Source organism: Pleomorphomonas oryzae DSM 16300, from assembly GCF_000422965.1.
Lineage (GTDB): Bacteria > Pseudomonadota > Alphaproteobacteria > Rhizobiales > Pleomorphomonadaceae > Pleomorphomonas > Pleomorphomonas oryzae.
In genome coordinates this window covers 433,133-457,638 of sequence record NZ_AUHB01000001.1, presented here as the reverse complement: position 1 = coordinate 457,638, position 24,506 = coordinate 433,133, and the positions used below count along the sequence as shown (strand labels likewise).

20 protein-coding genes are annotated in these 24,506 nt (G+C 61.8%); 4 read left to right on the top strand and 16 right to left on the bottom strand.

Annotated elements, in window-relative coordinates; genetic code table 11:
• Positions 1-9: 9 nt before the first annotated feature.
• The 8 genes from G522_RS0102155 to G522_RS30410 form a co-directional block, all read right to left on the bottom strand.
• A complete protein-coding gene (locus G522_RS0102155; protein WP_026789645.1) occupies positions 10-2,118 on the bottom strand; it encodes an ADP-ribosylglycohydrolase family protein in 2,109 nt (702 codons plus the stop codon).
• 35 nt (positions 2,119-2,153) lie between these two features.
• Positions 2,154-2,987 (bottom strand): carbohydrate ABC transporter permease, encoded by an 834-nt coding sequence (locus G522_RS0102150; protein WP_026789644.1) that lies wholly within the window; start codon positions 2,985-2,987, stop codon positions 2,154-2,156.
• Complete coding sequence (locus tag G522_RS0102145; RefSeq protein ID WP_026789643.1) at positions 2,984-3,829, bottom strand: carbohydrate ABC transporter permease; 846 nt, start codon at positions 3,827-3,829, stop codon at positions 2,984-2,986. The genes G522_RS0102150 and G522_RS0102145 overlap by 4 nt, the downstream gene beginning before the upstream one ends.
• Positions 3,830-3,936: 107 nt before the next feature.
• The gene (locus G522_RS0102140) at positions 3,937-5,256 is read right to left on the bottom strand and encodes an ABC transporter substrate-binding protein (protein ID WP_026789642.1); all 1,320 of its coding nucleotides are present in this window, start codon (positions 5,254-5,256) and stop codon (positions 3,937-3,939) included.
• Between the two features lie 153 nt (positions 5,257-5,409).
• Entirely contained in the window at positions 5,410-6,411 is a 1,002-nt protein-coding gene (locus G522_RS0102135) for a LacI family DNA-binding transcriptional regulator (RefSeq protein WP_026789641.1), read from the bottom strand.
• Positions 6,412-7,016: 605 nt separating this feature from the next.
• Positions 7,017-7,307, bottom strand: coding sequence for a DUF2934 domain-containing protein (locus G522_RS25150; RefSeq protein WP_051228092.1), 291 nt, complete (start codon positions 7,305-7,307; stop codon positions 7,017-7,019).
• Positions 7,308-7,614: 307 nt separating this feature from the next.
• On the bottom strand, positions 7,615-8,634 hold the full coding sequence (locus G522_RS0102120) for a substrate-binding domain-containing protein (protein WP_026789639.1): 1,020 nt from the start codon (positions 8,632-8,634) through the stop codon (positions 7,615-7,617).
• Between the two features lie 307 nt (positions 8,635-8,941).
• Positions 8,942-9,094 carry a hypothetical protein gene (locus tag G522_RS30410; protein ID WP_245586583.1) on the bottom strand — a complete coding sequence of 51 codons (153 nt, stop codon included), beginning with the start codon at positions 9,092-9,094 and terminating at the stop codon, positions 8,942-8,944.
• Between G522_RS30410 and G522_RS0102115 the strand changes: the two genes are divergently transcribed.
• Together G522_RS0102115 and pgmB are read left to right on the top strand one after the other, a co-directional pair.
• Entirely contained in the window at positions 9,059-10,090 is a 1,032-nt protein-coding gene (locus G522_RS0102115) for an amidase family protein (protein WP_245586580.1), read from the top strand. The two genes, G522_RS30410 and G522_RS0102115, sit on opposite strands and share 36 nt — an antisense overlap.
• Positions 10,091-10,174: 84 nt before the next feature.
• Positions 10,175-13,174, top strand: coding sequence for a beta-phosphoglucomutase (pgmB, locus tag G522_RS25145; protein WP_210162871.1), 3,000 nt, complete (start codon positions 10,175-10,177; stop codon positions 13,172-13,174).
• 97 nt (positions 13,175-13,271) lie between these two features.
• Here pgmB and G522_RS0102105 read toward each other — a convergent pair whose 3' ends face one another.
• The 5 genes from G522_RS0102105 to G522_RS0102085 form a co-directional block, all read right to left on the bottom strand.
• Positions 13,272-14,753 carry a sensor histidine kinase gene (locus G522_RS0102105; protein ID WP_210162870.1) on the bottom strand — a complete coding sequence of 494 codons (1,482 nt, stop codon included), beginning with the start codon at positions 14,751-14,753 and terminating at the stop codon, positions 13,272-13,274.
• Positions 14,750-15,034, bottom strand: a complete 285-nt coding sequence (locus G522_RS0102100; RefSeq protein WP_026789636.1) for a circadian clock KaiB family protein — start codon at positions 15,032-15,034, stop codon at positions 14,750-14,752. Before G522_RS0102100 ends, G522_RS0102105 begins: the two co-directional genes overlap by 4 nt.
• A gap of 9 nt (positions 15,035-15,043) precedes the next feature.
• On the bottom strand, positions 15,044-16,738 hold the full coding sequence (gene kaiC, locus G522_RS0102095; RefSeq protein WP_026789635.1) for a circadian clock protein KaiC: 1,695 nt from the start codon (positions 16,736-16,738) through the stop codon (positions 15,044-15,046).
• A 297-nt stretch (positions 16,739-17,035) separates the two neighbouring features.
• Entirely contained in the window at positions 17,036-17,209 is a 174-nt protein-coding gene (locus G522_RS29885; protein ID WP_156886791.1) for a hypothetical protein, read from the bottom strand.
• A 52-nt stretch (positions 17,210-17,261) separates the two neighbouring features.
• Positions 17,262-18,275, bottom strand: coding sequence for a LysR family transcriptional regulator (locus G522_RS0102085; protein ID WP_026789634.1), 1,014 nt, complete (start codon positions 18,273-18,275; stop codon positions 17,262-17,264).
• A 293-nt stretch (positions 18,276-18,568) separates the two neighbouring features.
• Between G522_RS0102085 and G522_RS28750 the strand changes: the two genes are divergently transcribed.
• On the top strand, positions 18,569-19,618 hold the full coding sequence (locus G522_RS28750; RefSeq protein ID WP_051228089.1) for a GNAT family N-acetyltransferase: 1,050 nt from the start codon (positions 18,569-18,571) through the stop codon (positions 19,616-19,618).
• Positions 19,615-19,857 carry a hypothetical protein gene (locus tag G522_RS0102075; protein ID WP_026789633.1) on the top strand — a complete coding sequence of 81 codons (243 nt, stop codon included), beginning with the start codon at positions 19,615-19,617 and terminating at the stop codon, positions 19,855-19,857. The genes G522_RS28750 and G522_RS0102075 overlap by 4 nt, the downstream gene beginning before the upstream one ends.
• Positions 19,858-19,895: 38 nt before the next feature.
• On the opposite strand, the gene G522_RS0102070 is transcribed toward G522_RS0102075, so the two are convergent.
• The 3 genes from G522_RS0102070 to G522_RS0102060 all read right to left on the bottom strand — a co-directional run bounded on the left by G522_RS0102070 (position 19,896) and on the right by G522_RS0102060 (position 24,230).
• Positions 19,896-20,327 carry a helix-turn-helix domain-containing protein gene (locus G522_RS0102070; protein WP_026789632.1) on the bottom strand — a complete coding sequence of 144 codons (432 nt, stop codon included), beginning with the start codon at positions 20,325-20,327 and terminating at the stop codon, positions 19,896-19,898.
• A gap of 343 nt (positions 20,328-20,670) precedes the next feature.
• Positions 20,671-21,801, bottom strand: coding sequence for a glycoside hydrolase family 130 protein (locus G522_RS0102065; protein ID WP_245586571.1), 1,131 nt, complete (start codon positions 21,799-21,801; stop codon positions 20,671-20,673).
• A gap of 140 nt (positions 21,802-21,941) precedes the next feature.
• Positions 21,942-24,230 (bottom strand): glycosyltransferase, encoded by a 2,289-nt coding sequence (locus G522_RS0102060; protein ID WP_026789630.1) that lies wholly within the window; start codon positions 24,228-24,230, stop codon positions 21,942-21,944.
• Positions 24,231-24,506: the final 276 nt, after the last annotated feature.

Sequence of the window (24,506 nt, the reverse complement as noted above, 5' to 3'; positions counted from 1 at the left end):
TTGTCGGTCTCAAGCGGCCGAAATGGTGACGGAGTCCGTCGACAGCGCACCTTCGTGGATGACGAGGCCGATGCCGCCGTCGGTGAGGGCGGTGTCGCTTTCGTCGTGAGCCTCGAGGCTCGTGCTGCCTGCCACGACGGAGAGCGAGTTGCCGTTTACGCGGACATCCAGGGGAACAGCCTTCTCGAAGGCGAAGTCGAATGGCGCCTCTGCCAGCACCGTCACGGTCTCGTCGCGGACCTTGACGATCTGCAGCCGCCCGTCACGAACCAGCCGGATGCCATAGTAGCGGCGCAGTCCCTGAACGCGGACCGCGAGGCCGCCATAGGAGCCGAGGTGAACCGTCAAGTCGGTCTTCACCGCGTAATCGGTCCACTCACGCGTACCATGGCTGACCATGCCCTCGCCAACCGCCTGCGAAATGCGGAAGCTCGGTGGGAACAGCTTGGAGAAGAAGCTGACGCCGTTGACCCAGGCCATGCGCCAGAAGTCACTCTCCGCCTTGGGCCGGCGCAGCGTGACCTCCGGTGCCCCATCCCAGCGCAGCCAGTCGACCAGAACACGGCCATCGGCCCGTTTGGCCGCAGTGGTGATGGCGACCCCGATCTCACCGATCGGTTGGCCGTCGAATTCCGGCAGGCGCCATTCGAGCACCGCTTCGCTGCCGGGCGTCAGGGTCGTGGGGTGCCCATCGACATCGCGGAGCCGATCCTTTTCGCCGAACACCTTCAGCGTCAGCCGAACGTCGACGGCGCCCGCGTTGTCCTTGGGAGCGATGACGCGGGCACGCACCGTCTGGCCAGGGTAGACCGTCGGCGTCGCCATCAGCTCATAGGTGCGCATCTCCGTGACACCGGGCGGCGCGAAGGTCGGCGTTGTTGCTGCGGCGACCTGACCGGGCGCCAGGGCGGTGTAGGCGATCTCCAGGGCGCGCCCACGCTCGAAGAAGGTATTGCCGACGTGAAGCGCGGGATTGGCCGTCGGCCGCGCGTCCGGGCGGAAACCCTGCACGCTGCCCGGCAGGGAAAAGTGGAAACGGGCGCCGTCTTTCGGGGAGGGCAGCGGCGCTTCGCCGGCCAGTCTCCGTCCGAGGTTGGCCACGTAATAGGCGATGCGAACGGCATCGTTGATGCCATTGCCACCGTCGGCTGAAGAGATCAACAAGCGGTCGGCGATCGGGCCGCGCCAGTCGGGGCCCGCCTCGATGCCGTCGAGACCGAGCATGAGACCGCTGAGGCAGCCGACGTTGCCGGCATTGCAGTCGGTATCCCAGCCGGCCGTGTTGACGATGCGCTGCGCCGCCTGGAAGTCGTGCGGCGCGTAGAGGATCGCCATGATCATCAGCGCATGGTTGGGCACGACATGGCAGTTGCCAGGGAACTTGTCGTAGCCATAGGTGTCCTGGATCAGCTGCCGCGTCGTCAGCCAGTCGGGGTGCTCGGCGTGCCAGCGGCGGATGTCGGCGATCAGCCGGGCGATTAGACAATCCCCGGGAATGACAGAAAGGCCTGTGTCGATCAGATGATCGACATCACTGGAGACGAAGGCTTCCGCCTCCATGGCTGCCCAGAGGGCTGCGGCATGAACGGACTCGCCATCGTGGCTGACCTCACCGGCAGCGCGGGCGAGGCGAGCGGCGAGCTGAGGCTGGCCCGGCGCCACCATGGCCCAACCGTCGATGAAAATCTGGGCGCCGATCTGCTCGGCCACGGTCGCACCATTGACTGCAATGGAGCCTGAGGCTGGCGCAGCAATGCCTCGCTTGAGATTGAGCCAGGCGGTGTGTTCGGTCGAGTTGCCGTTGCCGCCCCACCAGAGGATGGAGCGATGCTCGATCAGGTAGTTGAGCCAGGCCTTGCCGATATCCTCGGACGAGAGATCTGGCGAAACGCCATAATCTTCCAGCGCCCGAAGGAAGGTGAAGGTACCGGCCACGTCGTCGTCGGTGACGACAAGCTGCTGGCCGAGCCGCTCGTGGACGTAATAGTCGATGGGGCCGAGTTTCTCCATGATCTTGGCAAAGGTCCAGCCTTCGAAGGGGCGGCCAAGATAGACGCCGATCAGCTTGCCAAGGACGCCGGCGTAGACGCGCTCGAGATAGTCGGAGGGGAGGGACATCAGGAACTCTCCGGTAGGTGTTGCGGGTACGCGGTTCAGCCTTTGACCGATCCGCCGGCCATGCCTTCGATGAAGCGGCGCTGCAGGGCGATGAACAGGACGATCACCGGCAGCACGATGATGAGCGCTGCGGCCATGATCTCACCCCAGTCGGAGGTGTACTGGCCGGACAGCAGGAAGAAGGAGACGACGGCGGTCAGCCGATCGGTCCGCTGCAGGAACGTCGTGGCAACCAGGAACTCGTTCCAGGAATAGAGACCGATGATCAGCGCCACGGTGAGGATACCCGGCGAAACGATCGGCAGCATCACCTTGGAGAACACTTGCCAGTGGGTGGCGCCATCGATCAGCGCCGCCTCTTCCAGCTCCTTCGGCACGGCGAGGAAATAGGTTCGGAGCAGCATCACCGCGAAGGGCGAATAGATCGCCGTGTAGATCAGCGACACCGCAAAGACGTTGTTGATCAGTCCGAGCTTGGCGAAGCCGAAATAGAGCGGGAACAGGAACAGCTGGATTGGCGCCGTGGTGGTGGCAAGCAGGTAGAAGGTGACGATCTTCCAGCTCTTGATCTTGCGGCGGGCCAGCACATAGGCAGTGAGCGAGCCGGTCGAGCAGACCAGCACGATAGTCAAAGCGGCAAGCATCGCCGAGTTGAGCATGGTGGTGCCGAAGCGGGCATCGTTCCAGGCCCGGACGAAGTTGTCCCAGCGGTAGACTTCCGGCCAGGCCAGCGGGCTCTGGACGATCTGTGTCGCCGGCTTCAGGGAATTTAGGACCAGAAGCGCGATCGGGAACAGCGTGATCAGCAGTAGGATCGCCAGTGCCGTGTAGGTGAGGACGAAGGTCGTCCGGCTTTCGATCAACCTCATTGGTCGAACTCCTTCGCCTGCAGGCGGATGTAGACGGCGGTGGTCGCGAGACCGAACAGGCTGATCACCACGGCAACGGCGGCCGCTTTGCCGACGGCGAGGTCGTAGAAGGCGCTGCGATAGGCGAGGGTCGACAGCACCTCGCTGGAAAAGGCCGGTCCGCCCTGTGTCAGGATGTAGACGAAGTCGAACACCAGGAACGACCAGATGATGGTCATGATCATCATCAGCGTGATGGTCGGCCGGATGCCGGGCAGCAGCACATAGCGCAGCATCTGCCAGAAGCTCGCCCCTTCGATGCGGGCCGCCTCGATCTGCTCCTGCGGCACCTGGCGCAACGCCGCGAAGAAGATGACGCAGAGAAAGCCCCACCAGTGCCAGAGGTCGACGATGGCGATGCCGTAGAGGGCAGTGGACGGTTGCGTCAGCGGGTTGGGAACTGGAAAGCCGGCGCGAGTGACAAGGCCGGCGATGCCGGTCAGCGGCGAATAGATCATGCCCTGCCAGACGCGGGCGGTGATGGCGGTGGCAATCACCATCGGCAGGAAATAGACGACCTGGAAGAAGGAGCTGCCGCGGCGGGCGATCAGCATCATGGTTGCGGCCAAGAGGCCCATGGCGATCGGCACCGTCAGGAAGATGGCCGTCCAGATCACGTTGTTGCCGAGCGCCATCCAGAAGACGCGATCAGCCAGGAGCTGTCGGAAATTGGCAAGCCCGATGAACACCGGCATGCCGATGCCATCCCACCGGCAGAAGGCGAGCGCGATGGTCAGCGCGGCGGGAATGAAGATGATGACGACGTTGATGAGCAACGTCGGGATCAGATAGAGGCGATGCATGCGGGGAATCTCCGGCGAGCGGAAGCGGCTTAAGCCGCTTCCAACCGTCGTGTTGGAGCGTCGTGCGGAAAGGGGAGAACCGTTTTCCGCCCGATGCGAACCTGAGGTCAGCGAGAAGGTACGGCCGGCACTTTGCCGTCCGCCTTCTCCTGCTGGAACGTGGCGTCGATCTGAGCGAGGTAGTCGGCAACCGTCGAGCGACCGAGCCAGACCTCCTCGATACCGTTGATCAACTGCGTATCGGTGGCCGGTGGCAGGAAGGTCCAGGACGTGTAGCCATACTTGTTGTCGCCCACCGCATCGGCCAGCGTCTTCATGGTCTCGGCATAGAGCGCCGGCACCTCGTTGCTAATCTTGACGGCGCTGAGGTCTTCGAGCGGGGCGTTCCACTCGCCCTGCCAGACGGAGTTCATCGCACTGTAGAATTCCGGCGAGAAGACGTAGTCGATGGCGGCAGCAGCACCGTCGGGGTTCTGCGACGCGGCGGCGATCGATAGGGTCGAGCCAACGCCCAACGCGTAGACGGACCCGCCAAGACCCTCGGCGCTCGGGAAGCCGACGAAGCCGCACTGGTCGGCCTTATCCTTGAAGTAGGACTGGATATACTGGAAGTGCCAGGTGCCGCTCGGCAGCATGGGTGACTTGCCGGCTGCCATCTGGGCAAAGAACTGCTCGGTTTCCAGCGAGAAATAGTCCGGGCCGAAATAGCCCTTCTGCCACCAGTCGTTCAGCTTGTTGATCGCCGTCACGAAGGGCTCGGCAGTCCAGGGGATTTCGCCCTTCAGAGCCTTGTAGACATTCTCAGGGCCGGCAATCGAGTTGAAGACGATGGTGACGTAATGCTCGTTGTTGCCGCGCCAGCCGGCGTTGCCGGACGCAAAGGGAACGAGCTTGGCCTTGAGCGCCTCGTCGGCCAGGCCTTCCAGCTCGGCAATGGTGGTCGGCGCCTTCCAGCCGTTCTTCTCGAGCACGGCCTTGTTGTAGAACAGACCGAGTGTCTCATAGGTCTTGGGCACGGCGTAGAGCTTGCCGTCGTATTTGCCCATCTCAAGGAAGACCGGCAGGATGCGCTTGTTCCAGCCGAGCTTCTCGGCATAGCCGTCGAGGGCCAGAAGCTGGCCAGCACGGGCCATCGGTGCGACGTAGCTCGGTCCGGCGGTGTAGACGACATCCGGTCCGTTGCCGGACAGGAGCGCCACGCGCATCTGCTTGTCCAGCTCGGAGCCACGGTAATCGATCGACAGGCTGTAATCCGGGTGGCTGGCGTTGAAGCCGCCGACCAGCACCTTGGCGATGGCTTCCTGCTGCGCCGGAGCAGCACTCTCATACCACCAGCTCACCGGTTTGCCGGCGGCAAAGGCAAGCTTGTTCATGAGCGGAACGAGGGAAACGCCCAAGCTTCCCGCGAGAAATGTCCGTCTGTCCATTGTATCCTCCACTTTGTTGTTCTTTCCGGCTCGACGCGCTTGCTGCTCGACTTGGTCGATCGCGTGATCCGGCCCTCTCCCGACCGGTAGATCCGGCCCCTTGCCGCACGGCATGCGCCGATTGGCGAATTTCCACGGTTTGCGGTCGCCGCTTCACGCCGAGGCGCGTTCGATAAGCTGAAAAGGCACTTCCTCGGTTGTTCCATGCGGTGGGCGCAGCCCGCGCAGTCGCTGCAGCAGCGCCTCGGCCGCCAGTTCTCCCATGCGGGCCTGGAACTGGCTGACGGTGGTCAAGGGCGGCGACACGAGGCTCGCCGGAGAAATGTCATCAAAGCCGACCACGGCCACGTCTTCGGGAATCCTGAGATGGCGATCGCGCAAGGCCCGCATGACGCCGATCGCCATCAGGTCGTTGGCGGCAAAGACGGCGGTTGGTCGGTAGCCGCTTTCGAGGATGATCTGCGCGGCGGTGAAGCCGGCCTCCTCGCTGAAAGCCTCTGTAATGGTGACCGATGTTTCCAAGCCGGCGGCAGCCATTGCCTTGCGATAACCGTCGACCCGCACACACTGCGGACCGCCGGTACCGGCCAGCATGGCGACGCGGCGATGGCCGCGATGGATGAGGTAGTCGACGACGGCGTGGGCCGCCTCAAAGCTATCGACGAATATGTCGTCGATGGCGATGTCGCCGCCTTTCTTGCGTGCCGACTCGATGCGCACCACCGGCACGCCCGCTTCGACCAGCGAGCGGAAGTCCGTTGCCCGCAAGGTGAAGAACACGCCGATGACGCCATCGACCCGGCCTTGATGCGCCCAATCGAGGAAGTGCCGCTCGCGGGCCGGGTCGCCGTCGGTATTGACGGTGATGACGTCATAGGCGCCTTCCTGCGCCACCGCCTGTACGCCACGGATCAGCACCGGATAGAAGGGGTTGGTGATGTCCGGGACGATGCAGGCGATGGTCATGGTCCGTCGCGTCTTCAGCGCCTGGGCGAACCGGTTCGGTGCATAGCCGAGCGTCTTGGCCGCCTCGGTGATGCGCTCCCAGGTGTCTGACGACACGGTTGGCGCGCCAGTACCGCTGAGGACCATCGACACGGCCGCCTGCGAGACGCCTGCCAATTTGGCGACATCCTTTTGCGTGGGACGCTTCATGGGTTCGTTTCCGCCCGCCGTTTTATTTATACGTATTACTGATACGAATAATCTCCTCCCCAAAATGCGTCAAGTCGCCGTGTGAGAGATTCCGGTGGAGGCTTTTTGTCTCTGTGCGGAGCCGGCGATGTGCGAGGCATGCTCGCCAGCACGGCCGCGCCGCAAAAATCGCCAGGCAGGGCGGGAATCTGGACGCTTATCGGGGGACAATCACCGGCTCATCGCGTTGGAACGCACATATGCGCGCTCCGCCAAAGGTGTTGGCCGAAGAAGGGATAACCGAGTTATCTGATATCAGCTGCCGGAGGCTCGGCGCTCTCGGCGTTGCTTGTGCTGGTCGAATTGCCTCATGCCCAAGAGACAACCACCACGCAAGCGCCACTCACGGGTGAGAACAGTTTCACCGAGTCCCAAGCGAAGGCTTGGCTGGAAGACGCTGGCTACACCCACGTCGGCGATCCTGTTCTCGGGTCGGATGGCGTTTGGCGCGCCAGCGCGAGGTTTCATGGCGTGCTAGCGTTGGCCCGTCTCGACTACAAGGGAAATGTCACGACGCACTGACGGCGAAGCCGCTGCGGCGCTATATCGCGCTGCATTCAGGCTGTTCAGTTATTGGCCGGAGGCGTCGCGTCGCCACGCTTGGGATGATGCGGGATTTGCTGGTCGCCTTGATCAGTGAGGGTCGGAAATTCGCCGGCATTCTCAAGCGCCTCGATCGGCTCGGGATCCGTCCCACTGTCGATGGGCAAATAAGTGCTCTCCTGGTTCTCCTCGACCGCAAGGGTCTCTTTGGCGGTAAACCAATGTTGCGCGGCGCGGCCCTCCGGCCGGCCTTCTTCTTCCCAAAGCTGATAAGCGCGTGCCCGGATCTCGTCGTCGCGATTGGCTGCGTCCATTGCTATTCTCCTTCTGTCTCCTGAGAGAACGCAAGGATTGCGCGAGAGGTTCCCGAGAGATGGGCGACCGCAGAAGCGGCCGCCGATATGCGTTACTTCGTTCCGCCGAGCTTCTTGGCGCGCGCGAAGTGCGTCTCAAGCTTGGGCGCGTTTCGGCGACTGCCAGAAATCCGAATTTCGTCCGCCTTGCCCTTCGACGATTGGCGAGACAATCATCGAAGGTGCGACTTGTTCCTACACCTGTCGGAAAGATCCAGGCGGGAAGGGGAGGGGCTGTCGGGCAGGAAATCGCTACGCGACGCGGCCATCAGGGGCTGACAGGTGGCCTGGTGCTGTCGCGGAAGATCAGATCAACCGGCCAGATTTCCTGACAACTTGCCGGATCCTTGCCGCCGATGAGGTCGGCGGCGATCTCGGCGATGCGCTCGCCCGCTCGATGGATCGACGAGAAGGTGGTGGTCAGCGGCGGGTGGTGAGCTTCCGGCCGGATCGAGGTGATGCCGTCGTCATGAGCGATCACTGAAATGTCCGAGCCGATGGTCAGCCCTCGGTCGCGAATAGCCCGGCAAGCACCGACTGCGGAAAAGATGCTGGAACAGATGACGGCGGTAGGTGGGCTTGCGCTATCCAGCATGCCGGCGGTGAGGCGGTAACCGGCCTCGTCGGTCATGATGTCGGAGCCATTGAGCATCTCCGGCGCTTCAAGACCGGCGCGGAGGAGGGCGGAACGCCAGCCGGCTTCGCGATCGACGGCAAAGGCCTGGCGCGCGTCGCCATTGACGAGGCCGATGCGCTTGTGGCCCAGGCCGATGAGCAGCTCGGCAGCCTGCCGGAAGGCGCCCTCATTGTCGATGTCGAGGAAGGCGTGCGGACGAGGCGACTTTGTACGGCCGTGCACCACGCAGGGAATGCCAAGCTTGTCGAGCAGAGGCACGCGGGAATCCTCGACGAGCGGACTTGATAGCACCACGGCGTCGACCGACCCTCGCTGGGCAAGGCGCCGATAGCTTGCGTCGGTGGTATCCAGGCTGGCACTGACCAGGATATCCATCTGGCGCCGGGCGGCACTGTTGGTAAGGCCGGAAAGAAAGTCGGTGAACAGCGGGTCGAGCAGCGGATCCTTGTCGGAGGGAAACACGATGCCGATCGCCCCGGAATGTCCGGTCGCCAGCCGATGAGCGCTGGCATTTGGCGAATAGTCGAACCGTCGCGCCGCCGCCAGTACCCGCTCCCGTGTATCGGAGCTGACGTCCTGATAGCCGTTCAGGGCACGGCTGACCGTGCTCTGGGAAAGCCCGAGATGACGCGCCAGTTCCTTGAGGTTCATAAGGGAGCCGATGGCAGGAAAACAAGGCGCTTGTATAGCCCTTGCTTCTCGATTTGTACAGGTCAGTTCAATTGACAAAAGCGCTTTCATTAGTCGGAATGAACTTTCAACCAAAGCAAGAACAATTCAAAAACTCGGAAAACCTGTCAGGTATTTGGATAATACGTTAAATGCCCGGCTCGTTGGTGGCGCGAGATAAAAGCATTGACACCCCGGTAACGCCGATGTTACGTGCACAAAAGCGCTTTTGAAAGGGTCCGGTTGGCAATCGGGCAGTATAGGAGGAGTGCCGATGAGCGCCCCCTTGTTAACGCTGGACGGCCTTCGCGCACGTTTTGGGCGATGCCCGGAGTGCCTTGTCGAAGTCGCCGACGAGATCGCCACTCGCTTTGCCGCCTTTGGCGACGGTTGCATCCCGGCTTCGTTGGCAGAAGCCGCCCGCGATCTTCTTGCCCGTCATCCAGATCCGTCCGCCCTGCCGCTCTGGGGCATGCCCTATGTGGTCGGCTCCAATGTCGACGTCGTTGGGCTGCCGACTTCGATCGGCGTACCCGCTCTCGACTTTCAGCCGGATTTCGATGCCGACGTAGTCATGCGATTGCAGGCCGCTGGCGCTCTTCTGGTCGGCAAAGTTCCGGTCGATCCTCTCGGCCTTGAGGTTCCGGCTGTGGGAGCTGCCGCGTCGGTTGCCGCCGGTCTTGCGGCTTTCGGTATCGCGAGCGATCTGGGCGCCGCTGCGGCAGCCGCACGCCATCGCGTCGTCGCCATCGAACCGACGCGGGGGCTGATCTCGACCGAAGGCTTGTTTGCCATCGCTCCGGAGCTGGATGGCATCGCGATTTTCGCGGTCGATATTCCTGGGGGGACGACGGTCCGCTGCATCATCGAGAACGCGAGTGAGATCGATGGGCGGCTCGCGAGGCCACCATTGAGCCTCGGTATTCTGGATAATGGAAGAACCGCACCGGCGTACGACGTTGCCGACCGGCTCGGTCTGGCGGCCGTCTCCGCCGCTGACGCTCCCTTTGCCGAGCTTGCTACCCTGATGGACGACGATGTCTGGCTCGCCCTTAGGCTCGACGATATTGCCGCGATTTTCACGGAACTACCTGGGCTATTTCCGCATCATCTTCGCGGGCGTCTGGCCAGAGTCTTTGGTGGCTCGGTTTCCGCTCAGGTTCATGCTCAGCGCCGCCTCTCGAACCTGTGCCAGACGATCGAAGCTATTTTCTCCGGTTTTGATCTGCTGTTCGTGCCGCCGCGGACCAACCTCACCGGTTTCACCAGAGCCTGCGGGCTGGCCGCCATCATATTACCGGACGGCGGAGCGCTTGTCGGTCCCGGCGGTAAAGACGACCAGTTGGATGCTTTGGCACGAGCCTTTGCCACTCCGAACCAAACGACATTCACTCGGCCGATTGACATCCTGGCGTCATCGCCGTTGGCTCATCGATAGCCGGATCTAAGCTTGACGTATCGTCGGCACTGGGTCCGGACAGGACCGCTGGAGCCGATGCTCGACCATTCCAAGGAGACTGAAGTGTCCGCGACCTCCTCCCCCACGCTCTCCTCGCTGCCCACCGATCCCTGGCGTCTTGTCGAAACCCGCTGGGACGCCGACGCCAACCTGCTGCGCGAGACCTTGTTCGCGCTCGGTAACGGCCATATCGGCACCCGCGGTACGTACGACGAAGCTTGGCAGGGCGAGCCCGACGCCAGCATGGAAGGAACCTACGTCAACGGCTTCTATGATACCGAGGCGATCCGCTATCCCGAGAATGCCTATGGCTTTGCTCGGATCAACGAGTTCATGCTCAATCTGCCCAACGCCAAGGGTGTCGAGATTGCCATCGATGGTGAACGCTTCAGCCTCGCTGGCGGCGTGATCGTCGCCTATGAGCGCAGCCTCGATTTTCGCGAGGGCGTCCTGGTTCGCACGGTGGAATGGAAATCGCCGGCCGGCCGGCGGGTGCGCATCGTCGCGAAACGCCTCGTCAGCCTGTCTCGCAGTGCCATCCTCGCTCAGTCAGTCGCGGTGACGCCGCTCGACGCCGACGCTACCGTTGAATTCGTTACCACCCTCAACAGCCAAGTACGTGGGTCGGAAGAAAGCTTCGATCCCCGTCTGGGCTCCGGCGCCTCTGCGCGCGCGCTCTCGACCGTTGAGACAACAGCCACGCCCGGCCGGTCGGTACTGGTATCACGCACCCGCAATAGCGGACTGACGCTGAGGATCGAGACGTTGGCCGGCGTCGCCGGCGGCAGCACGCCGGAGTGCACGGCGTCGGAGGACGGTGGCGTTCTCTCCCAGCGCTTCCGTGTCGTCGCCAAAGCCGGCGAGGCCGTCACGCTCGAAAAGATGACCGCCATCGTCACCAGCCGCGATGCGCCGGTGTCCGAGCTAGCCGCTCAAGCCGCCGGGGCATTGGAGGGCGCGCGCGCCGTCGGCTTCGAGGGACTCGCTGACGAACAGCGCACCCGCCTCGCGGCCTTTTGGGAAAAGGCCGACATCGAGATCGAAGGTGACGACGCCCTGTCGCAGGGCTTGCACTTCAATCTCTATCATCTCTTCCAGTCGATCGGTCGCGATGGCCGCACCAACATTGCCGCCAAGGGCCTGACCGGCGAGGGCTATGAGGGGCATTCCTTCTGGGACACCGAAATCTACGTCTTGCCGGTGTTCCTGCGCACGCTGCCGGACTTGGCGCGGGCCGTGCTGCAACATCGCATCGGCTATCTCGACAAGGCGCGAGCGCGCGCCCGCGATCTCGGACATGTTCGCGGTGCACTCTATCCCTGGCGGACCATTACGGGCGAGGAGTGCTCGGCCTATTTTCCGGCCGGCACGGCGCAATATCACATCAACGCCGACATCGCCTTCGCCATCAAGCAATACGTCGAAGCGACCGGCGATGACACGCTGCTCACCGATGGTGGCGCCGAACTGGTGTTCGAGACGGCACGCGTCTGGGCCGATCTCGCCCATCTCGTGGAGGACAGCTACCATATCGACGAGGTAACAGGACCGGACGAGTATACCGCTCTCGTCAACAACAACTTCTACACCAATGTCATGGCCAAGACCCATGTCGGCTTTGCCGCCGAGGTGGCTGGCTGGATGGAGCGGGAAAAGCCGGAAGCGTTCGCTAAACTCTACGAAAGGCTCGATCTGACCGCTGACGAAGTCGCGCATTGGTCCGACGTCTCGGATCGGCTGCGGCTGCCCTATGACGAGGCGCGCGGCATCCACGCCCAGGATGATGCTTTCCTGTCCCGCAAGGTCTGGGACTTTGCCGGCACGCCAGCTGAGAACTATCCGCTGCTGCTGCACTATCATCCTCTGGTGATCTACCGCCATCAGGTCTGCAAGCAGGCCGACGTGGTGCTCGCCCTGTTCCTGCGCGGCGATCTGTTCCCCAAGGCGATCAAGCGGCGCGATTTCGATTATTACGAAGCCATCACCACACACGACTCCTCTCTCTCCACCTGTATCCATTCAATCATCGCCGCCGAGGTCGGGCTCAACGAGCGGGCGTACGAGTTCTTCATGGACACGGCGCGGATGGACATCGACAACACCCACGGCAACACCTTCCATGGTGTCCACACGGCGGCGATGGGCGGTACCTGGATGAGCGTCGTGCATGGTTTTGCCGGCCTGAGAGCCCTGAACGGCGAACTGCATTTCGCTCCTACGCTGCCGAAAGCCTGGAGCCGTTATCGCTTCCGCCTGGTTGATCATGGCCGGACGCTGGAAGTCGCCGTTTCGGCGGCTGGCGTCGAGTTCCGTCTCGTCGAAGGGGAGGCCATACGCCTGTTCCATCGGGGCGAGCCGATCGATCTTTCGGCGGCGGAGCCGATGCGGTCCGTGCCGCTACCACGCGCCTTCGACCGTAAGCCGTTCAAGGCCGTCGTGTTCGACCTCGACGGCGTCATCACCGATACCGCACGTTTCCACCACCTCGCCTGGAAACGCTTGGCTGACACGCTCAACATCGGCTTTGACGAGGATCTGGCCGAGAGCCTGAAGGGCATCGATCGCCGCATGTCGCTGCGGATGATCCTCGACAAGGGCGGCGTCACCTTGGAACCGGCCGAATTCGATCGCCTCGCCGATATGAAGAACGTTTGGTACAAGGAACTGATCGGCACCATGACGCGCAATGATCTCCTTCCCGGCGCGCTTGAGACGCTTAAGACGGTGCGTGCCGCCGGCCTCAAGGTTGGTCTCGCTTCGGTCAGCCAGAATGCGCCGGCCATCCTCGAGCGGCTCGGTATTGCCGACATGTTCGATGCCGTGGTCGACGCGCGGCTTCTGAAGCGCGGCAAACCCGATCCGGAGATTTTCCTGAAGGCCGCAGCGCAACTCGGCGTCGATCCGGCTGATTGCCTCGGCGTCGAAGATGCCGTGGCCGGCGTCGCCTCGATCAAGGGCGCCGGCATGCCGGCGCTCGGCATCGGCAGATCGTCGGTGCTGACGGAGGCCGACGCGGTCATTCCCGGCCTCGACGCTTTTGTACTGAGCGATTATCTCGCCTGAACGGAAGCAAGGCGAGGCGGCAGACCTACGCCTCGCCGACGCCGTGGAAGCATCAGTTCTGCGGAGTTGAGGCATATGCCGAGCCGGCGGCGCCGGCTCAGGCGACGTCGGAAATTGGAATCTGGATACGGCACACCACGCCGGTCGGCTCGAACTCCAGCGTCGTTCCGCCATGCGGCGAGTAGGAGAGGCTACGGGAGATGACCGTGTGGCCAAAGCCTTTGCGGGAGAATGACTTTACCGGTGGCCCGTCCCTCTCCGTCCAGGTCACCTCGACGGATGGAGCGTCTGTCTTGGGATGGATTTCCAGATTGATCGACCCAGCCTCGCCGGACAGCGCGCCATATTTGGTCGCGTTGGTTGCCAGCTCGTGGAAAATCAGGCCAACGGCGATGGCGGCGCGTGGATAGAGGCTGAGATCCGGGCCGGTGATGTTGATGCGGTCGCCGCTGGTCTCGGCATAGGGCGAGACCTCGGCGCCAAAGATCTGGCGCAGCGAGAGACTTTCCCACGAGGCACCGGCCAAGAGGTTATGGGTGGCCGCGAGCGCTTCGATGCGGCCGCTGAACGAACCCTGGAAGCCCTCAAGCGTCTCCTCGCTGGCGGCAGTACGTTTGCTGATCGACAGCACCAGCGCCAGGGTGTTCTTGACGCGATGGTCGAGCTCTCGCATCAGGAGATGCATCTGCCGCTCATCCTTCTTGCGCTGGGTGAGATCGACCAGCGTCAGCACGCAGCCCTCAGGCTCGTCGTCGGAAATATTCAGCGGTGCGGCGCTTACCAGGACATCGCGGGCACCGGGAGACATGGGGGCGAAGGCCTCTATGCTGCGAAGCGGCGTCCCGCGGAGCGAGGACTCGACAAGTTCGCCGATCTCCAGAATGCCCGTCGCGTCAGGGAATTTGAGTGGAATTGCCGCATCGAGCCGGTTACCGACCAGCTTTTCCGTCGACAACGCCTCGGCCGCGAAATTGGCGTGGGTGATGGTCAGCGTACGGTCACAGACGATGACTGCTTCGTTGGCCGAAGCGATGATGGCGCTGGCGATCCGTTGCGCCCGTTCGGCGGCTTCGGCCCGAACGCGTTCGGTCAGATCGGAAAAGGTGACGGCAAAGCCCCGAATGGTTCCAAGATGCACCGGGCGTGCGGAAACGAGGTAATTGCGTTCCACCCCCCGCTCAAGGAAGGAGACCGAAACGGGCGCGGTCTCGTGGTCATCATGGCTGATCAGTTTGCTGATCAGTTGCGCGGCCGGCCCGGGAAGGATCTCAGACAGGAGCTTTCCCTTCAGGCGATCCCAATCCTCGGCGAAGATCTGGCGGAAGCGGGCGTTGGCATAGAGAAGCCGGCCATCAGCATCGACAGCCACGGCCCCGGGCTCCATGGCCTCCATGAAGTTACGGAAGGCCAATACGTCGTCACCGATAACGAGGACTTCGTCCTGGCCTTCAGCGCCCACCACTACGGCATCGACACTACCCTCGCGAATGGCGGCTAGCGTCTCCTCGGCCTCGGTCACACGCTGGCGAAGGTCGTCGATCAGACTTTTCAGTGCCTGTTCCTGGGAGCTCCGCATCATTCGACCTTCAGGTTGATGAGAACCTTCTGCTCATCGGAAAGATCACCGATAATCTTGCGAATGGGAATGGGTAACTCCCTCACGAGGGTGGGAATCGCCACGATCTTGTGCTCGCGGGCGAGCTGCGGGTTCTTTTTGAGGTCGATGACCTCAATTTGGTATTTGCCCGGCAAGTGCTCCCGGCAAATGCGCTCGAGGTTCGAGATGGCGGCCAACGACTTGGGGGTCTCGCCGGCAACATAAAGGGTCAGCTTGCGCGTGTTGGCGTTTTCCGTCGGCATTGGCGTTCCTTATGTGCTGCCGCGAGATCTGCGCATCTCGGCTTCTTCCATTTCAATCTGCGAGCGACGCTCCGCTTCCGTTTCGAGAAGTCCTCGCAGTTCCGCTTCGTCGGCGTCCAATTCGGAACGCAGGATTTCAATCTGCGCCAGCGTGCGCCGCCGGCGCTGTTCGATCATTTTCTGCGCCTTTTCGGCTTCGATCTCGCGCCGCCGTTCCTGGCGTCGCTCCTCAGCTTCGGCCACACGTCGCGCCGCGCCGGTCAACGCGCTGCCCTGGCCCGTATAGGGCAACAAGAGATGGATACCGTCATCACTCATGACGAATTCGCGGACCTGATTGGAATGGCTGAGCCCGCGCGCCTTGAGGAGGTAGAGTTCCCGGTTGAACTCGCCGTTGGACTCACGGTTGAGCAGAAGAATCCAAGCATCCATCAGGGACGAAAGCCCGGAATCGGTTTCAATAACCGTCTGCCCGCTTTGGGTGAGGTGAGTAAGAACGCCGGTGATACCTTCCGACTTCAGGAAATCGACGATGCGCAGCAGCATGGCGTGCACTTCCGATCGATCCCCCGTTTCGGTGAAGGCGGAAAGCGGGTCGAGGACGAAGATATCCGGACGGAACGACAGAACCTCCCGCAGCATCAGCGCAAGGTGCATTTCCAGGCTGTAGAATGTCGGACGCGCCGCCACGTATTTCAGTTTTCCGTCGGTGATATGGGTACCAAGGTCGATACCTAGGGATCGCATGTTGCGAACGGTCTGCTCCTGCGATTCCTCGAAGGAAAAATAGACGGCCTTCTGGCCGGCCTTGCAGGCGGCATCCACGAAGCTTGCAGCCAGAGACGACTTGCCCGACCCGGCCACACCGGAAATGAGAATGCTCGATCCACGGTGGAAGCCGCCGCCGCCCATCATGGCATCGAGATCGGGTACTCCGGTGCTGACCCTTTCTTCGAAGACACGGTGATTGAGGCCAAGCGAAGAGACCGGCAGTACCGAGAAGCCACCCTGATCGATCAGGAAGGGATACTCGTTGGTGCCATGACTTGAGCCGCGATACTTGACGATCCTGAGGCGCCGAGTGGAAATCTGGTTCTGCACCCGATGATCCAGCAGCAGCACGCAGTCCGAGACATATTCTTCCAACCCCTGACGGGTCAAAGCGCCATCGCCGCGCTCGCCGGTAATGACCGTCGTCAAGCCACGGTCCTTCAGCCAGTCGAACAGACGGCGGATTTCGGCACGCAATACCGCCTGGTTGGTGAAGGCGGAAAAAAGGCTCTCGATCGTATCGAGGACCACACGCTTGGCGCCGATCGAGTCGATGGCAAGTTCGAGGCGCAGGAACAGCCCCTCGAGGTCGAAGTCGCCAATTTCCGCCACTTCCGACGGATCGACTTCGATATGCTCAATGACGACCTTGCCGGACTCAATGAGGGTGTCGAGATCGAACCCAAGCGACGCCACGTTGTCGACGATGTCGCCCGGCCGTTCTTCGAAGCTTACGAAGACGCCTGGCTCGTCGAGTTCGCGCGCGCCATGGACAAGGAAGGTGGCGGCGAACAAGGTCTTTCCGCAGCCGGCGGAGCCGCAGACCAGCGTCGGCCGTCCCGTTGGGAGACCGCCGAGCGTGAGTTCGTCGAACCCTGAGATGCCGGTCAGGGACTTGGCAATGGACCTTACCGGGAGCCCGTCATCAGCCATGATTTACCCGCTAAGAAAACGAAACGAGGCGCGATTTCGCTACGTCGATTTCGCTACATAAGGAAAAACCCTTAGAACTAGAGTTCACCATTAGCAGGCAACACCCGCGCTACAAAGGATTTTCGAAAACGGTCAAGTACGAGCCCGGATAGTCGCGAGAAAAGCCAACAATCCGTTCGTCATAAAGGGGATGGTAGCCTGGGGCTCGACAATTGCCATGGACGTCAGGCGGAGCCCGAGGTTGGCTGATGCGCAGTGCGAGGTGCGTCTAGTCCGAATGATCGGCCTTGTCTGGGGTCACAAACGATCCGCGAGGTCGTGTTCCGGTTCCTTAGGACATTCGGGTTTCTGTCTGCGAAGTTCCTCATCAACGTTGACGAGGAGCATGAGCAGCATCGAAGCTTCAAGAGCCTTAGCCGCTTCGATGAGGCGAGGCAGTTCCTGGCGAAGTGTCAACGCTTTGTCTTCCATCGCCGTCTCCGGGGCTACCGACGGCGGGTAAACCGTCCCTCGGTATGTCCTTTTACAACTTATGCTCGTCTCTGAAGCCTGAAAAGAGGGCGCCGAGGCCACGCTTGGCTGCCAGGCGGTCGATCTCGTCAGGAGAGAGATAGCTTTCGCCGAACCAAGGATATTTTTCCTGATCGAAGGACGCTTTGATCCAGTCAATCGTTTGCCGCATGTGGCGAAACTCGACGACACTGGGATGGTAGCAAAGCCAAATATCGCGTTTCAGCAGAAACTCACGAGCGACATGGTGCAGCTGATGTGTCACCAGCCGGGCGTAGGTCGGCAAGGCCGTGACGCCAGCCCCGTGCGTTGCCGCCAGCACCTGGGCCGAGGCGGTATTGACCCTCAGAGCAACAAAGCTGCGGCTATCGTCCTCGGGGAGCTCTTCCTTGAGTGCCCCGCTATGGATTTGGGGAGCATTGATCTCGATAAAGCGGTGCCGGGGAATGTCCTGAGACGTCTCGATGATGCCGTTGCGCGAGATGTAGTCGGCGGAAGCAAACAGGACGACATGCAGCCAGCCGAGACGAACGACCTTCAGTTCCTCATCGGCGGGACGTTCGAGCTGTACGGCGATATCCACCTCAAGCCCCGACACGTCCGGCATGCGCATGTCGTTGCGGAAATCGACCTGGATGCCGGGTGCGCTCTCGAACAGGTCGACCAGGCGGGGAACCAGCCAGAACGCACCAAGCCCTTCGGTCGCGCCGACCCGTACCGTCGCACGGAGGCCTCGCTTTGAGCGGGATGACAGACGCGCAAGGGCACGCGCCTGCTCCAGCATGGCCTGCGCCATTTCGGCAACCTTGCGACCTTCTTCGGTGAGCTCGACGCCTTTCGCCGACCGGGTCAGCAGGACCGCGTTGATCTTGTGCTCAAGTGCCTCGATTCGCCGGCGTAATGCATTGACCGACACACCACTTTCCACGGACGCCGCCCGGAAGCTGGAAAGGCGTGCAACCAGCAGGAATACCCGCACGTCGTCCCAGTTGATGTCCAGGTCCGCTGCTCCGTCACCGTGTTCCATCTACCTCATCACCCCGCGTCAAAATCGGATGCACGGAACAGGCCCCGAATTGGCTACGTTTAAACTTAGACTGAAATGGGCTGTGATCATCAAGAACGAGGCGAAAGATGAACTCTCACGCTCGGAACTACGAAGAAGCATCCAGTTTCTATCCATCACGCCATATTGATCGCATCGATTACTCGAAGTATGGCCGCAACCTCTCAGTTTTCAGTCCGTCCGGCGAAATTATTGCAGATCTGATGAGAAAAGCGACCCCTGAAATTCAGGGTGTTGCCAGCCTCGAAACTGTTATGCGCATCTATACGCGCAATCCCGACACCATTCTGGCGATCTGCCGTGGACAATGGCGCGAAAAGGCCGGCAACGGGCCTCTCGGTTTCGTTTGTCTCCTGCCTCTCAATCAGGATGGGCTCGATGCCCTGTTCGACGGACGCATGAACACCGGCGCCCCGGAAGACCGCTTCATCGCCCGCCAGTGGGAAAAGCCTGCCGCCATCTATTTCTGGGGTATCTATATCTCCAGGGCGATTGCCGGCGGCATTTCGCTCGTCATGGAGCGCCTGACCTCGGACAAGTTCCGCGGCTTGCCGGTGTTCTGCAAGGCGGCCAACGACAAGGCGCGCCTCCTGTTCGAGAGCATCGGCTTCACGATGGGCGCTCGGCACGGCGATGTCTACGCCCCCGGCATCATGACTTGCCGCCGCCTGACGGATGCCGAGCGACGGGGAGGAATCGAAGGCACGGCACCTTCCTACGATACTTGGCGCCCTGGTGGAGCCGGCGCTATGGGGCAGCGGAATGCGATCGGCATCACGGTCGTTCACGACGTCAACCAGCTTCTGATGGTTCATGCGATCCGGGCGGCAACCTACCTTGCCGAACAGTCCATCCCCTTCGCAGAGGATGTCGACGGCAACGATCTCACGGCGACACACTTGCTCGGGTTCGTGGGTAACGAGCCGGCCGGCTGCCTGCGCATTCGTTACTTCGCCGGTTTCGTCAAGCTGGAACGGCTGGCTGTCCTGCCCCGTTTCCGCAAGAGCCGGCTGGCCCTCAAATTGGTGAAAGCCGGCATCGAGCTCTGCCGCACCAAGGGCTACACGCGTTTCTATGGCCAGACCGCGGCGAACGTCGCTCCCATCTGGCAGCACTTCGGTTTCGTCCTGCGCGAAGGCTCGGGCATCAACTACCTGACGAACGAAACCTATTACGAGGCCGACCTTGTGGTGTCGCCGGCCGAGGATGCGCTGTCGCCGGATTCCGGCGCTGCCGTACTCGTTCGCCCGGAAGGACAGTGGGATCGGCCAGGCATCCTGGAAAGAGTATCGGGTGATCAATGAGCGCTAAAATCGACGAGCCCATGATGGGCGAGCAGACCTATGCCGGTGACGTCCACCGTCCGATGGACATCCGTGCCATGATGACGATGATCGACTATCTCATGCCGCAAGCGCGGGAAGTGAGCGTGTCCGCCGCTCTCCTGCTAGGCCTTGCCAATGCAGAGCTCTCCGGCTTGCTGGCGCTCCAGATGGACCCCGATATCGTGGACCTTGACGAACAGCGTCGCCGGCGCCACTGACGGCGCCTGCCGAGGTACAAGCAACCTGTCGTCGCCGGTCAGTTCTCCTGGCCGGCGCGCGACATGGAAACGACGAGATCGAGCAAATGGCGGCGCACCGACGGATCGTTGATGCCGAGGAAGGCATTGTTGAGCTTGATGCCTTCCGAGCTCTTCACGAACACGTCGAAGTCGTCGGTTGCTGAAACGATGGCGCCGCTTGGCCCCCGTGTTTCCAGGGCTTCGAGCACGGCTGTCTCAAAGAAATAGCTCACGGGTACGCTGAGGAAATTGGCTATTTCCAAAAGGCGCCCAGCGCCAACACGGGTTGCTCCCTTTTCATATTTCTGAACCTGCTGGAACGTCACGCCGAGTGCCTGTCCAAGCTTTTCCTGTGAGATGCCCAGGATCATACGCCGCATGCGAATGCGGGCCCCGACGTGAACGTCGGCGGGGTTCGGCACTTTCTTCTTGGCGGCGGTAGGCTCCATTCAAGGACTCCCTGCTCGGTCCTGCAGACCGGGACGAACTCTTCACATGTTATCATTGACATGCAAAGCACGCCATGGCGCAGATTGTTGTTCCTGTCCTTTTACTTGGAATGGCGGCGCGTGCAAATGCGAGCAAATGCGGCTTTGTTGCTCGGTTACCGCAACCTTCGAAGGATCGTCGGAAATCCGGAGTCGTGGCTAGACGCCATATGCCTCTCTTGCGAGTGCTTGCCGCCTGAACAGCTCCCCTAAAGAAAACGCGCCCGAGCAGGCGCGTTCCTTATAAGGTTGGTTTCTAAAGCACATGGAGCAAGCTCTCGTTCGCCGAGGCAATTGCTCCGGATCAGCCAAGCGAGGCCAACAACTCCTCGATTTCTATGCTGGCGAAACCCACTGCACTGTCGGCGATACCATAGGGCACGAAGAGCCGCCCTGCGTGAGCCAGCGCTCCGCAAGTGTAGACGACGTTGGGAACGTAACCCTCGCGCTCGGCATCGGAAGGCGACAGGAGAGGCACCCGCGAGCGTCCCAAGACCTGGGTTGGGTCGTCCTTGTCGAGCAGCATGGCGCCAATGGCGTATTTTCTCATCGGCCCGACGCCGTGAGTCAGCACCAGCCATCCCTGATCGAGCTCAACTGGCGACCCACAGTTGCCGATTTGGAGGAGTTCCCAAGGATGTAGCGGCCCGGCAATGCGTTCGCCTTCATCCCACTCGAAGAGATTGTCGGAGCGGATCAGGAAGAGGTTTTCATTGTCTTGACGCCCCAGCATCGTGTAACTGCCGCCAACCTTGCGCGGGAACAGGGCCATGCCCTTGTTGCGGGCCGCAGGACCCGACAGCGGCCTTAGTTCGAAGCTCCGGAAGTCACGGGTAATCAGCAGTTCCGAGGCGATCGACTGACCACTGAAGGCGGTGTAGGTGCCATACCAGAGCGGCCCTTCATCCGGGTCGTTGAAGTGGACGAGGCGCAGATCCTCAAGGCCGTTGCGCTGTGCCGACGTTACCGGCAGCAACACGGTTTCATCGAGAGGGCCATCCCCTTCGCGGACGGCCCAAACCCGTCCGTCCTCTCCGATCTCCGGCCGGGAAGCGACCGCAAAGGGGCTGTCTTCCGTAAGGCGCAATTCGCCCTGGTCGGAAAGAATGCCCTCACGGAAAGTGATGGAGGATATGTGCCCCTCGCCGACCGCCCTGAGCGACAGCAGGAAACGCATCTCATCCGGCGCAAGGCCGGACTGATCTGGGTGCTGTACCACGCTGGGATTCATCAGCGCCGCTGCCTCGAAGGAATATTCGTGACAGAAGTAAGCGCCGATCAGTAGCCGCTCGGCTTCGCGCAGCGGCTCGATAAGGCCGAGATGAGCGGCCATGCCCTCGTAGCGCTGCTCGAAGAAGCGCCGAACCTCTCGATGTCGATTCTCGAAGTCGGCCATGACGAGTGAGAGCTCGGCCTGGACGGTGCGATTGTCCATTGACTGAACGGTCTCAACGATCCGCCGGGCACGTGCTTGCGACGCTGGTGTTAAGCTTCGGGGTTCGCCGGCCAGTTGGAAGTTACGAACAACCACCCGGCTGGCGTCGGGGTAAAGGCGTTGGGGAAGAAGCTGCAGCGTCATTCTGCAGCTCCCGCCAGCATCCGTTCAGAACGGCTGTGAGCGAGCCTTTGCAACTGTCTGATCGAACGCACCGAGAACTGGAAGGCCAGAATGGATTCCGCCCCCTGATTGAGATTGACACGATCGACCTGCAGGCCGTCGTAGCAGCCGCCATTCGGAGTTGCCAGCCTGAGACCCAGGTCGTTGCGGCCGTTGAACCAGTCGAACGCCGCCTCGGCATACTGCTGCCACCGGCGATCACCAGTCGCATCAAACGCCACCGTCGAGGCTTCGATCATCGCCCAAGCATCGACCGGCTGCTGGTCGAAGGGGAGAGGACGGCTATAAACCTTGCCGAAACTTTCCGTACCCACCGGTCGGAAATGGCCAGCCGGATCGGTCTGGAGTTCGGCCAGCCAATCCAGCGCGGCGAGGCCATCCCGGACCATGTCCTCCTGGCCAAGCCACTGACCGGCGCGGATCAGGGCCTCCGGCAGACGAGCGTTGTCATAAGCCAGCACCGGCTCGAACCACAGCCAGTCGGGCCGCCGCTGTTCGCGCAACATGTCGTGGAGGTCGGCGGCGAACCTGTCCAGAAGCTGGCGTGCCGGGCGATGGCCAGGGTAGACTGTGAGCCAACTGATAAGGCCCAGTGTCGTGAAGGCCTTCGAACGAGGACTGGTGAGATGGGCACTCGCTGGAATCACCCGGTCGGCAAGGCCGGTGACCCAGAGCTTCAGTCCGTGATCATCGGTGCCCGCCACCACCCGGCCAAGCGCCCAGACGGCCCGACCGTGGCTATCCTGCGAGCCGGTTTCTTCCAGCCAGTTGCGCTGATAGCCCATGAAGTTGCGGAAAGCGGCACGATCCTCGTCCCAGGCTGAGTCCACGAAGCCCGCACAAATATCGGCGATCCGTGTCGCTCGCTCGGTTTCGATGCCCTCCGACTTTAATTCGACGGCCAGCATCATGGCGCGGGCATTGTCATCCAGACAGTAGCCGTGCCGCCGGTCGGGAATGGTCGAGCGGCTGTGCTGCAGCATGCCGCAGCCGTCGGTCATGCGATCGACTGCCGCGAGCGTCGAAACCAAGGGAATTCGGCGGCCAATTCTGAGGTTGCTGACGGGCGCCGGCGCGCGACCGCCGGAACGAGCCTCGGCGAGCAGGTCGAGGTAGGAGCGTCCCACCACAGACCAGATCATTTGCCGTCCGAGATCGTAGGCCGTGCTGCGCAGGCGATCGCGCCGAGCGCCATCGGAAAGAAGGTCGCTGATGGTCGAAGCCAGCGCCTTGGGGTCGGCGAACGGGACCAGCGCGCCGGCATCGTTGGCCAGCAGTTCACGGGCGTGCCAGTAGGGTGTGGAAACGACAGCCTTACCCAGGCCCACGGCGTAGGACAAAGTGCCGGAGGTGATCTGAGCCTCATGGAGATAAGGCGTCACATAGATATCCGCCGCCGAGAGCCAGTCTTTCAGGATTGGCGCGTCGACATATTCATTCACGAACATCAAGTGATCGGCCATACCGAGCTCGTCTGCCTGGGCTTGCAGCCTTTCCCGGTAGGCCTCGCCCTCACGGGCTACCAGATGCGGATGGGTAGCCCCCAACACGACATAAATCAGATCAGGATGTGCCTGCACCAGCTCGGGCAGCGCATCGATCATGTTTTCAATGCCCTTGTTGGGCGACAGCAGACCGAAGGTCAGCGCCACCTTGCGGCCGTCAAGCCCGAAGGCGTGCTTCTGGAAAGCCGGGTCGAGGAAGGGAACGTCGGGAATGCCGTGCGGAATGACGGCGATCTTCTCGTCCGGGAAGTTCCAGTTGCGGGTCAGGATGGTGCGACCCATCTCAGTCATGACCACCAGCCGGGCGGAATGTTCGGCGAGGCGCTCCATCACGCGGCGCTGGTCGGGGGTCGGGTCGGCAAGCACGGTGTGCAGCGTCGTTACGATGGGAGCGCGCAGGCGTTCCGTCAGCTTCAGGAGGTACTCACCTGCCTCGCCGCCAAAAATGCCGAACTCATGCTGGATCGATACCGCGTCCGGATTGAGCGCGTTGATGTGATCGGCCGCGGCCGCGTAATCGTCAGCTTCGAGCTGGTTGATCTCGTATCCCACCGCCGGCGGGTAAGCATGCCTCTGCCCTTCGTCCGTGACGGCGACGGTGCTGATCCTGAGATTGGGATCTGACTCGACCAGTGCGTCGCGCAGATCGGACGTGAAGGTAGCGATCCCGCACTTGCGGGGCGGGAAGTTTCCAATTAGTGCCATGTGGCTTACGGGCGGGGTGAGATTGTCACTGGTCATCGTGGTCTCCCGAATCTGCCCAGTCATCCGCAAAACGGATCGACATAGGAAACGAATGAAGAAAAGCGAGCTGAGACCTTGCCCCGCTCTGTTGCGTCTCGATCAGCATCGGCCCGGTATCCCAAACTGATGATGGTGGTCGACGATTTGTAAGTCATTGTAATCAACAGAAAACACGCAACTAACCATCCCGAGATGGGAACAGTGAATACGAGTTTCAAGTGATCGGAGACTGAGAGCTGCCGCGCATCGACCGCATTGACGTCCGGTTGGCTC